This window comes from Aeromicrobium sp. (assembly GCF_049586495.1).
Taxonomy (GTDB): Bacteria; Actinomycetota; Actinomycetes; order Propionibacteriales; family Nocardioidaceae; genus Aeromicrobium.
Genome location: NZ_JBAVCB010000059.1, coordinates 1 through 13,889, shown reverse-complemented (window position 1 = coordinate 13,889; position 13,889 = coordinate 1). Strand labels below are relative to the sequence as shown.

Annotated in this window: 15 protein-coding genes and 1 pseudogene; 7 read left to right on the top strand and 9 right to left on the bottom strand. The window is 66.2% G+C overall.

The window, feature by feature from the left end; all coding sequences use genetic code 11:
• On the bottom strand, positions 1-1,184 hold a 1,184-nt coding region (locus WB508_RS03475; RefSeq protein WP_423843487.1), incomplete at its 3' end, for a 2,4-dienoyl-CoA reductase FMN-binding domain-containing protein.
• Positions 1,181-1,570, bottom strand: a complete 390-nt coding sequence (locus WB508_RS03470; protein WP_423843486.1) for a nuclear transport factor 2 family protein — start codon at positions 1,568-1,570, stop codon at positions 1,181-1,183. The genes WB508_RS03470 and WB508_RS03475, both read right to left, overlap by 4 nt.
• A 26-nt stretch (positions 1,571-1,596) precedes the next feature.
• Between WB508_RS03470 and WB508_RS03465 the strand changes: the two genes are divergently transcribed.
• The gene (locus WB508_RS03465; protein WP_423843485.1) at positions 1,597-1,836 is read left to right on the top strand and encodes an SCO4848 family membrane protein; all 240 of its coding nucleotides are present in this window, start codon (positions 1,597-1,599) and stop codon (positions 1,834-1,836) included.
• Here the strand turns inward: WB508_RS03465 and WB508_RS03460 are convergent.
• Entirely contained in the window at positions 1,812-2,351 is a 540-nt protein-coding gene (locus WB508_RS03460) for a PadR family transcriptional regulator (RefSeq protein ID WP_423843484.1), read from the bottom strand. The genes WB508_RS03465 and WB508_RS03460 overlap by 25 nt on opposite strands.
• A 78-nt stretch (positions 2,352-2,429) precedes the next feature.
• A complete protein-coding gene (locus WB508_RS03455) occupies positions 2,430-3,311 on the bottom strand; it encodes an alpha/beta fold hydrolase (RefSeq protein WP_423843483.1) in 882 nt (293 codons plus the stop codon).
• Between the two features lie 94 nt (positions 3,312-3,405).
• On the opposite strand from WB508_RS03455, the gene WB508_RS03450 reads away from it, so the two are divergent.
• A complete protein-coding gene (locus WB508_RS03450; RefSeq protein WP_423843482.1) occupies positions 3,406-4,557 on the top strand; it encodes a CaiB/BaiF CoA transferase family protein in 1,152 nt (383 codons plus the stop codon).
• Between the two features lie 10 nt (positions 4,558-4,567).
• The gene (locus WB508_RS03445; protein ID WP_423843481.1) at positions 4,568-5,710 is read left to right on the top strand and encodes an acyl-CoA dehydrogenase family protein; all 1,143 of its coding nucleotides are present in this window, start codon (positions 4,568-4,570) and stop codon (positions 5,708-5,710) included.
• Here WB508_RS03445 and WB508_RS03440 read toward each other — a convergent pair.
• A complete protein-coding gene (locus tag WB508_RS03440) occupies positions 5,707-6,420 on the bottom strand; it encodes a MerR family transcriptional regulator (protein ID WP_423843480.1) in 714 nt (237 codons plus the stop codon). The genes WB508_RS03445 and WB508_RS03440 overlap by 4 nt on opposite strands.
• A gap of 108 nt (positions 6,421-6,528) precedes the next feature.
• Between WB508_RS03440 and WB508_RS03435 the strand changes: the two genes are divergently transcribed.
• The 3 genes from WB508_RS03435 to WB508_RS03425 all read left to right on the top strand — a co-directional run bounded on the left by WB508_RS03435 (position 6,529) and on the right by WB508_RS03425 (position 10,488).
• The gene (locus WB508_RS03435; RefSeq protein WP_423843479.1) at positions 6,529-7,743 is read left to right on the top strand and encodes an acetyl-CoA C-acetyltransferase; all 1,215 of its coding nucleotides are present in this window, start codon (positions 6,529-6,531) and stop codon (positions 7,741-7,743) included.
• A 37-nt stretch (positions 7,744-7,780) separates the two neighbouring features.
• A complete protein-coding gene (locus tag WB508_RS03430) occupies positions 7,781-9,967 on the top strand; it encodes a 3-hydroxyacyl-CoA dehydrogenase NAD-binding domain-containing protein (protein WP_423843478.1) in 2,187 nt (728 codons plus the stop codon).
• Between the two features lie 86 nt (positions 9,968-10,053).
• A complete protein-coding gene (locus WB508_RS03425; RefSeq protein ID WP_423843477.1) occupies positions 10,054-10,488 on the top strand; it encodes a DUF1801 domain-containing protein in 435 nt (144 codons plus the stop codon).
• Here WB508_RS03425 and WB508_RS03420 read toward each other — a convergent pair.
• Both WB508_RS03420 and WB508_RS03415 read right to left on the bottom strand, forming a co-directional pair.
• Positions 10,433-10,924, bottom strand: a complete 492-nt coding sequence (locus WB508_RS03420; protein WP_423843476.1) for a hypothetical protein — start codon at positions 10,922-10,924, stop codon at positions 10,433-10,435. The two genes, WB508_RS03425 and WB508_RS03420, sit on opposite strands and share 56 nt — an antisense overlap.
• 51 nt (positions 10,925-10,975) lie before the next feature.
• Positions 10,976-12,286 (bottom strand): cytochrome P450, encoded by a 1,311-nt coding sequence (locus tag WB508_RS03415; protein ID WP_423843475.1) that lies wholly within the window; start codon positions 12,284-12,286, stop codon positions 10,976-10,978.
• 82 nt (positions 12,287-12,368) lie between these two features.
• On the opposite strand from WB508_RS03415, the gene WB508_RS03410 reads away from it, so the two are divergent.
• A complete protein-coding gene (locus WB508_RS03410; protein ID WP_423843474.1) occupies positions 12,369-12,983 on the top strand; it encodes a TetR/AcrR family transcriptional regulator in 615 nt (204 codons plus the stop codon).
• 20 nt (positions 12,984-13,003) lie between these two features.
• Here WB508_RS03410 and WB508_RS03405 read toward each other — a convergent pair whose 3' ends face one another.
• Positions 13,004-13,324: a 4-fold beta flower protein gene (locus tag WB508_RS03405; protein WP_423843473.1), complete on the bottom strand. Its 321-nt coding sequence runs from the start codon at positions 13,322-13,324 to the stop codon at positions 13,004-13,006.
• A 117-nt stretch (positions 13,325-13,441) separates the two neighbouring features.
• Positions 13,442-13,889: pseudogene (locus WB508_RS03400) on the bottom strand (SDR family oxidoreductase); the annotation flags it as partial.

Here is a 13,889-nt window from a genome sequence, read left to right as displayed (position 1 = left end):
TCGGCGGCGGCCGCCAGTCCGGCGGGGCCCGCGCCCACGACGGCGACGCTCTTGACCACCTGGGTGGGCAGCAGCACCAGCTCGGTCTCGTGCCCGGCTCGCGGGTTGACCATGCAGCTGGCGCGCTTGTTGACGAAGGTGTGGTCCAGGCAGGCCTGGTTGCAGGCGATGCAGGTGTTGATCTCGTCGGCGCGGCCCTCGGCTGCCTTCTGCACGAAGTATGGATCGCTCAGCAGAGGTCGGGCCATCGAGACGAGATCGGCCTCACCGTCGGCGATGATCTGCTCGGCGATCTCGGGGGTGTTGATGCGGTTGGACGCCACCACGGGGATGTTCAGCTCGGGACGCAGCTTGCCGGTGACCCACGAGAAGGCGGCCCGCGGCACCGAGGTGACGATGGTGGGGATGCGGGCCTCATGCCAGCCGATACCGGTGTTCATGATCGAGACACCTTCGGCCTCGAGCTTCTGGGCCAGCTCGACGATCTCCTCCCAGCTCTGGGCGTTGTCGACCAGATCGAGCAGGCTCATGCGGTACATGACAATGAAGTCGTTGCCGACGCGTTCGCGCACCCGGCGCACGATCTCGATCGGGAATCGCATGCGATTCTCGGCTGTGCCGCCCCACGTGTCGGTGCGGTCGTTGGTGCGGGCCGTGATCATCTGATTGATCAGGTAGCCCTCGGAGCCCATGATCTCGACGCCGTCGTAGCCGGCGCGACGGGCGAGCACGGCCGATGCCGCGAAGTCGTCGACCGTGCGGTCGACCTCCTTGGTGCTCATGGCCTTGGGGGCGCCGAACGGGGTGATCGGCGACTTCTTGGTCGACGCGCCTCGCTTGAAGGGGTGGTAGCCGTAGCGACCCGCGTGCAGCAGCTGCAAGGCGATCTTCCCGTCGTGCTCGTGGACGGCATCGGTGACGACGCGGTGCTTGTCGGCGAGGCGACCCGAGGTCATCTTCGAGCCGAAGGGCAGCAGCCAGCCGTTCCAGTTGGGGGCGTACCCGCCGGTGACGGACAGGGCGACGCCACCCTTGGCACGCTCGGCGAAATAGGCAGCCAGCTCGGGCAGGTGCTTGACGCGGTCCTCCATTCCGGTGTGCATCGAGCCCATGATCACGCGGTTGCGCAGCGTGGTGTGGCCCAGGTCGAGGGGGCTCAGCAGGTGGGGGTAGGTGTCGGTCATCGGGTGGCCTCTTGTTGAATCTGGGGGAACTGGGCAGCCATGGCGGCCGCGAGGGCGTTGGCGGCTGAAAGCGGTCGGACCATGACGGTGAACTCGCTGATCAGGCTGTCGTCGTCGTAGCGGAGCAGGTCCATGCCGTGCACGCTGACTCCGTCGACGAAGGCCTCGAAGATCAGCGCGGAGCCGCGGCCGTCGGTGTCCTCGAGCTCGCGCACGTACTGCAGGTCGGCGAAGACCCGACTCACGCCGCGCAGGATTGCCGCCACGATGGGCTTGCCCTGGTAGGGCTTGAACGCCACGGGGCTGCGGAACACGACGTCGTCGGCCAGCAGGGCGGTGGCGGCGTCGAGGTCGTCCGCCTCGACGGCTGCGCGGAAGGCTTTCATGCCCACTCCTCAGTTAGGTTGTCGATGTGATCTCGAAGGCTGCGGCCCGGTTCCTGGTGCTGGCCGGCCTGTTCAACATGGTGATCTGGCCGCGGTTCGCCATGGCGATCGTCGACGACGACCGGGCGTGGGCCGACCAGCAGTGGAGCAGCGCCCCCACGGCGTTCTTCTGGGTGCATGCGCTGCTGATCAGCACCGCGATCGCGATCGGTCTGGGCATTTTGCTCGTGGGCGTGCGGGCTCACCGCTCGTCCCCGAGCCGCTGAAGGATCTCGTCGCACCACGCGATCGCGGTCTGCTCGCTGAGGATGCCGCCGCGCAGCACCAGCCAGCCGCCGAGCTCGTCGTCGGTCAGCGCCGACAAATCTGGGTAGAAGCGTTCGGCGCTGCGCCGGTAGTACTCCAGCTGGGCCTCGTGAGCACGGCGTCGCACCCGCACGTCGTCGACGATCGCCGCCGCGTCGCCGAACGGCAGCGCGCGCAGCTTGACGGCGAACTCGCTGCGCAGGTGCTCGATCGGGGTGGCCTTCGCGGTCCACGAGTGCAGCTCGTCCAGCCCGGCCGGCGTGATGACGTACACCTTCTTGTCGGGTCGGCCGTCCTGCGCGATGACCTCGGACGTGACCCACCCTTCGGTGTCCATGCGCCCGAGCACTTTGTAGATCTGCTGGTGGCTGGCGCGCCAGAAGTGCCCGATGGAGGCGTCGAAGCGGCGGGCTAGGTCGTAACCGCTGGCCGAGCGTTCGGCCAGGGAGACGAGAATCGCATGCTCGAGTGCCACACACAGGACGGTAGTGGCGCGCCGATCATTATGCAACCAGTTGCATACCGGTGTGTTCTGGTGAGCCCGCTGGGTCCATCACGGCCGCGGTGCCGTTGGCGTCGTCGACGCTTCGCCGTCGGTCTTCATGGGCGGATGGAGCGCGGGGTAGGCCGATGGGATCTGGCTGCCGAGCTCGGCGCGCTGCGTCGTCTGCTTGACGACGCGCACGATCAGGCCGGGATCGTCGATCATCGGCACGTGACCGCAGCCCGGTAGGGCCACGTGGTGGGCCTGCGGCAGGCGCCGCGCGGCGAGTCCGGACTGACCGTAGAGCAGGATCTTGTCGCGGGTGCCCCAGGCGACCGTCGTCGGGACGGCAACGGTGGACCCGAAGGAATACCGCGTGCCGGCGCGGAGAACAGGAAAGAAGCCCGGTCCGTTGCGCAGTGCCGCGGTGTCGCCGAGAAACTGCTCGGCAGTGAGCCGGTCACCGTGCTCATACAGAGAGCGACCGATGGCGCGCCGACATGCGGCGGACCGCATGGCGCCGGCGATGAGCGCGGGCGGTAGATGGGACGTGACCTTCAGGGCCAGCAGGAGCCCCAGAGCGACCAACCGGTCCGGTCCGCGAAAAAATCCGGCGGGGCTGAGGGCGGTGGCGGATCGAGCGTGGCCTCGCGCGGCAAGCTCAAGCGCCAGCGCGCCACCGAGCGAGTTGCCCACGATGTGCGGCTTCTCGATGCCCCAGAGCAGGAAATTGTCTGCCAGGTTCTCGCACGCGTGCTCCATCGAGTACGACAAGCCGTCCGGTGGTGGCGAAGACTCCCCGAAGCCGGCCAGATCAACCGCGATCACGTCGTAGGACGCGGCCAGCAGGTCGAAGACCGGGTCCCACGCCTGGCGGCGGTGTCCGATTCCATGAATGAGGACCAGGGGCTCACCGCTGCCGCGGCGGGTGTGGCTGAGCTGGGAGTACATGACAGTGATGATGTCACATTCCGTACCGTCGGTATGAGCCGTCGACAATCTGATGACTTGCGATCGTGACAGTAACACTGTCATGATCTGCGGTGTGACCGATCAGCCGATGAGTGGACCGCTGGCGGGCGTGCGTGTCGTCGAGATGGTCGGCATCGGCCCGGGGCCCTTTGCAGGCATGATGTTGGCCGATCTTGGAGCCGATGTCATCCGCGTCGATCGCCCGGGCGGCAACGCTCTCCAGATGTCCTCCCCGGACAAGGACATCCTCAGTCGAGGTCGACCCAGCACGGCCATCGACCTGAAGGATCCGCGCGGCGTCGACGTGGTGCTCGACCTGGTTGAGCGGGCCGACATCCTCATCGAAGGGTTCCGGCCCGGGGTGACGGAGCGTCTCGGACTCGGCCCCGAGGAGTGCCTCGATCGCAACCCCCGGCTGGTCTACGGCCGCATGACGGGATGGGGCCAGGACGGTCCGCTGGCGCAATCGGCCGGTCACGACATCAACTACATCTCGGTCGCCGGCGCCCTGGACACCATCGGTCGAGCCGGCGGCCCGCCGCAAATCCCGCTCAATCTGCTCGGTGACTTCGGCGGCGGTTCGCTCTACCTGGTGGCCGGCGTGCTCGCGGCACTCACGCACGCTCGTGCCACGGGAGAGGGACAGGTCGTCGACGCAGCGATCACCGATGGCGTCGCCCACCTGCTGGCCATGCCCTTGATGCTGCAGCAGTCCGGCAGCTGGAGCAACGACCGCGGCACCAACCTGCTCGACTCCGGCGCCCCCTTCTACGACGTCTACGCGACGTCGGACGGTCGGTGGATGTCGGTGGGCGGGCTCGAGCCGCAGTTCTACGCTGCCATGCAGGACCTGCTGGGCATCGACCTGCCGGACCGAAACGACTTCGCCCAGTGGCCCGCGCTGCGCACGGCTTTGGCGGACGTCTTCGCGAGGCGGACGCAGGCGGAGTGGACACAGATCTTCGAGGGCACCGACGCGTGCGTGGCGCCCGTCATCCCGCTGTCCGAAGCAGCGCACCACCCGCACCACCTCGCGCGCGGCACGTACGTGCAGCGTGACGGTCTGGTGCAGCCAGCACCGGCTCCGCGGTTCTCGGGCACCCCGGCCACTCTGACCACCCCGCCGGCCAAGCCCGGCGCCAACACCCGTGAAGCCCTGACCGCCTGGGGCGTCGGCGACGTCGACACCCTCCTGTCCGACGGCGTCGCCGTTCAGAACGACTGAGAGAGCACTCATGAAGCGCACCATCTTCGAGGCCGACCACGACGCGTTCCGCGACACCGTCCGCGCGTTCTGCGAGAAGGAGATCGCCCCGCACCACGAGGAGTGGGAGAAGGCGTCGATCGTCCCGCGCGAGGTGTGGACCAAAGCCGGAGAGCTGGGCCTGCTCGGATTCATGATGCCCGAGGAGTTCGGCGGGGGTGGCATGTCAGATTTCCGTTTCAACGCCGTGTTGCAGGAGGAAATCACTCGCGTCGGCGGTAGCGGAGTCGGCTTCGCCATCCAGACCGACCTGGTGTCTGGCTACCTGCTCAAGTACTCCACCGATGAGCAGAAGCAGCGCTGGTTCCCGGCGTTCTGCTCCGGCGAGATGATCACCGCCATCGCCATGACCGAGCCCGGAACCGGATCGGACCTGCAAGGCATCGCGACCACCGCGGTCAAGGACGGTGATGAATACGTCATCAATGGCGCCAAGACCTTCATCACGAATGGCATCAACGCCGACTTCGTCATCGTGGTCTGCAAGACCGATCCCGAGGCCGGGGCGATGGGCTTCTCGCTGATCGTCGTCGAGCGCGGAGCCGAAGGATTCGAACGGGGCCGCAACCTCGACAAGATTGGCCTCAAGGCCCAGGACACCGCTGAGCTGTTCTTCGACAACGTCCGCGTGCCGACCTCGAACCTGCTGGGAGAAGAGGGCCAGGGCTTCATCTACCTGATGGACAACCTGCCGCAGGAACGCCTCACGATCTCGGTCGTGGCCGCGGCCGCCTGCCGCCAGATGATCGACATGACGGTGGAGTACGTCACCGAGCGCAAGGCGTTCGGCAAGCCAATCGGCGCCTTCCAGAACTCGCGTTTCACCCTGGCCGAGCTCGAGACCGAACAGCTGATCGCGCAGGTCTTCGTGGACCGGTCGATCACCGAGCTCAACGCCGGCACCCTCACGGTCGCCGAAGCCGCGATGGGCAAGTGGTGGACCACCGAGCTGCAGAAGAAGACCGCCGACACCTGCCTGCAGCTGCACGGGGGATACGGCTACATGAGCGAGTACCCGATCTCGAAGGCCTATCTCGACACCCGTATCCAGACGATCTACGGCGGCACGACCGAGATCATGAAGGAGATCATCGGCCGCACCATGGGCCTTTAGGAGCGCCGGCGGATCGTCTCGCGCTTGGCCTCGTCGACGGCCGCCTCGTAGGCGGTCACGAGTGCCTGGATCGTGAGGGGCTTGAATCGCTCGACCAAGGCCGTGATGTCCTCCGCGCTGCGACCGGACTCGCGCAGCGCTGGCCACCACAGCGTGCGAAAGATCTCGGTCATGTCGTGGGCCACCTTCTTGCCGGCCTCGTCGAAGATCTTTCGCGCGGCAAGGGCGACGTCCAGCGGCATGGCCGTCTCCAGAAACTGCACGCCCACCGCCAGGTGGGCGGGTGCCACCTGGAAGACATCATCATCTGGAGTGGGTTCCACGACTCCGATCGCGACCAACAGCTCAAGATCGTCATCAGACAACGACCGGCCAGTACGCGCCTCGAGCTCAGACCGTTTGACGGTCTCGGGGAGGTCCGTGGTCCATGGCGCCAGCAAGGTGCGGTGCAGCGCGACCTGCTCAGGCGTTGCGGTCTCGGGGATGTTTTCGAGGTAGCCCTCGATCGCCGACAGCGTGAACCCGTGCGCCTGCAATTCGCGCACCAGCTCCAGACGCGCCAGATGGTCAGGGCCGTAGTAGCCGTTGCGACCCTCGCGGCGTGGCGGCGGGATCAGTCCGCGCCCGGCGTAGAAACGGACGGTGCGCACCGACATGCCGACCCGGGTGGCTAGCTGTTCCACACTCAACGTCTCATTCGTGATGCTCACCACACGCCTCCCCCTATCACTTTGACAGTGATGGTGTCACAATCGAGGGTACGTCATCCACGACGTCCCACGTCCATCTGAGCATGTCCATCTGTGAGGAAATCTTTCATGGCTGAAGCATTCGTCTACGACGCCATCCGTACGCCGCGTGGCCGCGGCAAGAAGACCGGATCGCTGCACGAGGTCAAGCCCGTCGCCCTCGCGACCGGTCTGATCGAGGAAATACAGAAGCGCAACCCCTCGCTCGACCCGGCCCTGATTGACGACCTCGTCCTCGGCTGCGTCTCCCCCGTCGGCGACCAGGGTGGCGACATCGCCAAGACAGCGGCCATGGCAGCCGGTCTGCCTGAGAGCGTCGCTGGTGTCCAGCTGAACCGGTTCTGCGCCTCCGGTCTGGAGGCTGTCAATCAGGCCGCTCAGCGCGTGCGCTCAGGTTGGGAGGACTTCATCCTCGCCGGTGGCGTCGAATCCATGAGCCGCGTGCCCATGGGCAGCGACGGCGGAGCCTGGGCCATGGACCCGCGCACCTCCTTCGACACCGATTTCGTGCCGCAGGGCATTGGCGCTGACCTGATCGCCACGCTCGAGGGATACAGCCGCACCGACGTCGACACCTTTGCCGCCGAGTCGCAGGCTCGCGCCGCCAAGGCGATCGCCAACGGCTACTTCGACAAGTCGGTCATTCCCGTCAAGGACATCAACGGCCTGACGATCCTCGACCACGACGAGTTCGTGCGCGAGGGAACCACGGTGGAGAGCCTGTCGGCGCTTGCTCCCTCGTTCGCTCAGGTGGGCGAGATGGGCGGCTTCAACGCGGTGGCGCTGGAGAAGTACACCCAGGTCGAGAAGATCAACCACGTGCACCACGCAGGCAACAGCTCGGGCATCGTCGACGGCGCTGCATTGGTGCTGCTGGGAAGCGAAGAGGCTGGCAAGAAGGCCGGCCTCACGCCTCGCGCCCGCATCCTGTCCACCGCGGTGACCGGCTCGGAGCCGACCATCATGCTGACGGGCCCCGGCCCGGCCAGCAAGAAAGCGCTGGCCAAGGCGGGGCTGACGATCGATGACATCGACCTGATCGAGATCAACGAGGCATTCGCGGCCGTCGCGATGCGCCTGATGAAGGATCTGGGCGACTTCCCGCACGACCGGACCAACGTCAATGGTGGTTCCATCGCGATGGGTCACCCGCTCGGAGCGACCGGAGCGATGATTCTCGGCACCTTGATCGATGAGCTGGAGCGCCGCGACAAGCGGTACGGCCTGGCCACCTTGTGCGTCGGCGGCGGCATGGGCATTGCCACTGTCGTCGAGCGCATCTGACCTCTCACCACCCCGACTCAGGAGAACAGTCACCCTCATGACAGAAGCCGTTCGTTACGAGGTCAAGGATGGCATTGCGCACATCGTCCTTGACGATCCCAGTCAGAGCGCCAACACGATGAATGAGGCGTATCGCGCCAGCATGGAAAAGGCCGTCAACGCCTTCTGCGATGACATCGAGAGCCAAGGCGACGCCATCAAGGGCGCTGTGGTGTCCTCGGCGAAGAGCACGTTCTTCGCCGGCGGCGACCTCAAGCTGATGACGCAGGCGACCAAGGACGACGCCCAGGCGTTGTTCGACAACGTCGAGTCGATCAAGGCCACCCTGCGCAAGCTGGAGACGTCCGGCAAGCCCGTGGTCGCTGCGATCAACGGCGCAGCGCTCGGTGGCGGCTACGAGATCACGCTGGCGTGCCACCACCGCGTGGCGGCCGAGGGCCGCTACGAGATCGGCCTCCCGGAGGCCACGCTTGGTTTGTTGCCCGGCGGTGGTGGCGTCACCCGCACCACGCGCATGTTCGGCATTGCCGACGCGCTGATGAAGGTGCTCTTGCAGGGCCCGCGCATGAAGCCGGCCAAGGCCAAGGAGCTCGGCCTGGTGGACGAGGTCGTCGCTGCCGACGAACTGATGTCGACCGCGATCGCGTGGGTCGAGGCGAACGCTGGCGACGAGGAAGCAGCCCAGCAGCCCTGGGACCGCAAGGGCTACCGGATGCCCGGTGGCACGCCGACCACGCCGTCGCTCGCGGGCATCTTGCCGTCATTTCCGGCCAATCTGCGCAAGCAGGTCAAGGGAGCCGACTACCGGGCGCCGCGCAACATCATGAGTGCTTCGGTCGAGGGAGCGCTGGTCGACTTTGACACCGCATCGCGCATCGAGAGTCGCTACCTCGTGGAGCTGTTGGTGGGTCAGCAGTTCAAGAACATGACGCAGGCGTTCTTCTTCGACCTCGGCGCGATCAACGCCGGCAAGTCTCGGCCTGACGGCGTCGCGCCGACGAAGGCCGAGAAGGTTGCCGTGCTTGGCGCCGGCATGATGGGCGCGGGCATCGCGTACGTCTCGGCCCAGGCTGGCATGCAGGTCGTGCTGAAGGACGTCACGATCGAGGCTGCCGAGAAGGGCAAGGCCTACAGCGAGAAGCTGCTCGACAAGGCATTGGAGCGGGGCAGGATCACCGCCGAGAAGCGTGAGGAGGTGCTGGGTCGCATCCTGGCCACCGACGACTACGCCGACCTCGAAGGCTGCGATTTCGTCGTCGAGGCCGTCTTCGAGTCGGTCAAGCTCAAGCACGAGGTGTTCGCGGAGGTGGAGAAGGTGGTCAAGCCTGACGCTCTGCTCGGCTCCAACACCTCGACCCTGCCCATCACCGGACTGGCTGAGGGCGTCTCGCGTCCGAAGGACTTCATTGGCATTCACTTCTTCTCGCCCGTCGACAAGATGCCGTTGGTGGAGATCATCGCCGGCGAGGAGACCTCCGACGAGGCCATCGCTCGAGTCTTCGACTTCACCAAGGCGATCAAGAAGACGCCGATCGTGGTCGGCGACAGCCGGGGGTTCTTCACCAGCCGCGTGATCGGCACCTTTGTCAACGAGGGCATCGGCATGCTGGCCGAGGGTGTCTCGCCGGTCAGCATCGAGCGCGCCACCACCATGGCGGGCTTCCCGGCTCCTGTGCTGCAGCTCAGTGACGAGCTCAACCTCGAGCTGATGACCAAGATCCGGAACGAGTCCAAGGCGGCGGTCGAGGAGGCTGGCGGCACCTGGGCCGGGAATGCGGGCGAAGGCGTCATCGACCAGATGGTGGCCGAAGGTCGCGTGGGCCGCCTCAAGGGAGCGGGCTTCTACGAGTACGCCGAAGGCAGGCGCGCGGGCCTGTGGTCCGGTCTGGCCGAGAAGTTCCCGGTCAATGACGTTCAGCCCGACTTCGAGGATCTGAAGGAGCGGCTCACGTTCATCATGAGCCTGGAATCGGTCAAGTGTCTCGACGAGGGCGTGCTGCGCACCGTGCCCGACGCGAACATCGGCTCGATCTTCGGCATCGGCTTCCCGCCCAACCAAGGCGGCGTGCTGCAGTACATCAATGGCTACGAGGCTGCTGACGGCAGCATCGGCGTGCAGGCGTTCGTCGACCGGGCCCAGGTGCTGGCCGACACCTACGGCGAGAGGTTCACCCCGCCGCAGTCGCTGCTGGAGAAGGCCAAGAACGGCGAGAAGTACGTCTGACGGAAATCTCTGTCGCAGCATCGGCCCCGCCACCGCACCGGTTGCGGGGCCGTTTGCTGTGACCCTGAAGGCGCTAGCCTCGGTCAATGGCGGACCACGACAACAAGACTCAGATCACTGCAGTGGATCCGCACGACTTCGTAGCGGCGGTGGAACACCCCACGAGGCGCGCCGACGCAGAGGTGCTGCTGGAGCTGATGGCACGAGTGACCGGCTGCCCGCCCCGGATGTGGGGCCCCACCATGATCGGCTTCGGCCGGTATCACTACCGCTACGAGTCCGGCCGTGAAGGTGACTTCCTGATGACCGGCTTCTCGCCGCGAAAGGCCAGCCTCGTGGTCTACATCCTGCCGGGGTACGACGACATCGCCGATGACCTGGCGCGACTGGGCAAGCACGAGATCGGCAAGAGCTGCCTGTACATCAACAAGCTGGTCGACATCGACCTCGACGTGCTGGAGAAGATCATCGTCGAGTCCGTGGCCCGCATGCGCGCGGACTACGAGACGTCCGACAGCTAGCGGCTAGGGACGGGTCAGCAGCTTGCCTGAGAATGTCTGGGGCGAGGCGACCGACGTACTGGTGGGCCAGGACGTCGTCAGTGATCGGGTCGACGGTCAGCCGGTGCCAGACTGGGTTGGAGATCAGCTGGGGGTTCAGCACCCAGGCGGCGGGCGCTGACCAGCTGCCGTCGGCGGCTTCGGCGAATCCGTCGGTGGCTGCGGTGAACACGGCGGCGGGAAGCTTGACCGCGATCTGGGCGTGCACGGCCGCCTCGCCGGCCTGGTTGGTGGTGCACCACGCGGCCAGCAGGTCAGCCGTGCGTTGCGGTGTGGTGCGAGGCATCTCCGCATCACGGAACCGCAGCATCGCCTCGGTCTCCCGCGCCTCCGCACGCGCCCGCTCCCGCGCCAGATCGGTCAGCAGACCAGACGCGACGACGGTGCAGGTGTCCATGAATCCACATAGATCGCACCTCTGACGGTCCGATTCGGGCTGCGGTCACCGTCAGATCCGGCGCAGGTGCACCGGCTGACCGTCGTGCGGGAACGGCAACGAATGATAGTTCATGGGCACCTGGTAGTCCGGATCCACGGTCCACTCGAAGCGACGCAGGATGTGGTGCAGCACGCTGGCCACCTCGCCACCGGCGAAGAACATGCCGAGGCACTTGTGCACTCCCCCACCGAACGGATCCCACGCGTGGCGGTGCGACTTGTGCTCCAAGCGCGGCTCGGCGAACCGTTCTGGGTCGAATTGCGCTGGATTCGTCCAGTACTCCGACATGTGATGGCTGAAGTGCGGTGCCACCAGCGCGAAGTGGTCGGCCGGGATGTGCACGCCAAGCACCGCGGTGGCCTTGACGGTCTTGCGGGCGAGAACTGGCACGGGCGCCACGAGGCGCAGGCACTCTTTCATCACCAGGTCGAAGGAGGTGAGGGCATCGAGCTCGGCGAGCGTGGGCGCATCCCCGAGATGTGTCGCCTCCTCTCGGAGGCGCTGCTGCCACGCCGGATGCTGACCGAGGTACTGCATCATCGTGGACAGCGTGATGGTCGACGTGTCGTGTGCCGCCATCATCAAGAAGACCATGTGGTCAATGACGTCGTCGTCGCTGAAGCGTTCGCCGGCGTCGGTCTCGATGTGGCACAGGATCGAGAACAGGTCGTCGCCCTCGTGCGCGCGCCGTGCGGGTAGATACTCCCGCAAGAAATCGTCGAGCACCTCGCGGCCGCGGGTGCCTCGACGCCACCGGGTGAAGGGCACGTCGCGGCGCATGATGCCGGTGGCCGCCTGCAGGCAGTCGACGAAGGCCCGATTGATGCGCTCCATGTCCTCCGGTGATGTGTGCTCGGCACCACCCATGAAGATCTCGGCGGCGACGTCGAGCGTGAGCTGCTTCAAGGCGGGATACGCTCGAAAGTCGGGTGACTCCTTCCATCCATCGATCCCCGCCGCGATCGTGGACTGCATTCTGGCGGTGTACCCCTCCAGCCGGTCGCGGGTGAACGCCTGCTGCATGATGCGCCGGTGCAGGTGGTGCTCGGCGAAGTCGAGGAACATCAGGCCGCGCCCGAAGAACGGGCCGGCAGCCTCCACCCAACCGGCGCCGCTGGCGAACGCCTTGTCCCGGTTGGTCAGCACGGCCTCGCATGCATCGGGCCCCAGCAGTATCGCCCAGGGCTTGCCCAGAAAGCTGATCTGCGAGACGGGACCGAACTGGTTCCACTGCCGGGTGAACAGACGCTGCGGATCGCGCACGTAATCCACGGTGCTGCCGATGACCGGCCACGACCGTTTCCGGCGCATCTGTTCCATGAAGCGGCCTCTCCCGCGGCGAATCGACACGCCGTCAGCGGAGAGTCTTGCGTCTGGCAGGCCGTCCTGTCAATATCAGCACATGGTCATCGAACGCACGTACCGAGGTGTGAGCGCAGCCGAGCGCACCGCCCAGCGGCGTCGGCAACTGCTTGACGCCACCTTGGACATCTGGGGAGATGCCAGTCGCCCCAAGGTCACCATGACCGGCGTGTGTCAGCACGCTGGCCTCACTGAGCGCTACTTCTATGAGTCCTTCACCCACCTGGACGAGGCTCTTCTTGCCGTGCTCGAGGAGATCGCCGAGGAGATCGAGCTGCGCACCATCGCCGCTCTGGCCGAGTCCGGCGGGGATCCAAGCGACCGAGCCCGCGCGTCGATCGCCACGTTCGTGCAGATCCTGACCGAGGACCCGCGCAAGGGCCGCGCGGCCATCGTCGAGGCGGCAGCGCTGGAATCGACCCGCGCGCACCGCTCGCAGCTGCTGCGTCGATTCGCGCGGATGTCGGCGCGTGAGGCGCGCAAGCTCTACGGGCCACAGGCCTGGGGCGAGCCGGAAGGGGTGTTTGCCGCGACGATGTTCGTCGGCGGCGTCGCGCAGCTAGTGGCCTCCTGGATCGAGGGCACGCTGCCCGCCACCCCTGAGGCGATCATCGAGGCGGCCGCACGCAATTTCGCTGCCACAGCGCACGCGTAGGCCGAGCGCCCGATCCTGTCTCACACCGCGTGGTTGATCGACACGTCCTCGTAGGCGAAGCAGTTCGGAAACGACAGCGGCGTCCCCGGCGTGCCGCTGCGGGTCACCGGGCCGGGATCGTCCGCCGTGGTCCGGGACGGTCGGCCATCCCAGTCGTTGCGCCGTACGAGACGATCGCTCACCACGGACCCGAGGTAGCGGCCACTCAGATCGAAGACGTCATTGTCGTCCCAGGCGCAGTGTCCGATCCAGTGACCGTCGAGATCGAACACGTATGGGTCGCTCCACGTGCGTCGAAACGCGATCGCTCCGCCCTCCATGTCAAACAGGTACACGCTCATCGCTGGTCATCTCCTCCTTCGACGACGGTACGAAATCACCGGGCTCATCTGCGGGAGCACGACGCGATTCGGATCAAAATGGCCCGAAAGGACTACGCACGGACGCCGCGACGTCGATCAGTGCAGGCTCAGTGACGGGTCGTGCGGACCTTTGCCCTCGACCCAGAAGTCGAGGGCCAGATCTTCTTCGCGGCCTCCGTTGAGATAGATCGAGAAGTCCGTGACGCCAGCGTCCTCGAGGACGTCGTCGTCGATGAGGAACTGGCCGGTGTACTCCCGGCTCGGCTTCGTGACGATCTCGTAGGCCGCGTCGGCCATGATCTGCGGCGTGCGCGAATGCGTCACGAGGCCGGCACCCACGACATTGCGCACCGCCGCGGTGTCGATCGCCGTGCGGGGCCACAGTGAATTGGCGGCGATGCCGAACTCACGCAGCTCCTCACTCAGTCCAAGGGTCACCAAGCTCATGCCGAACTTGGCGATCGTGTAGGCCGTGGAGGTCTTGAACCACTTGGGGTCCAGCGTGATCGGCGGCGAGAGCGTCAGGATGTGCGCGTTGTCGGAC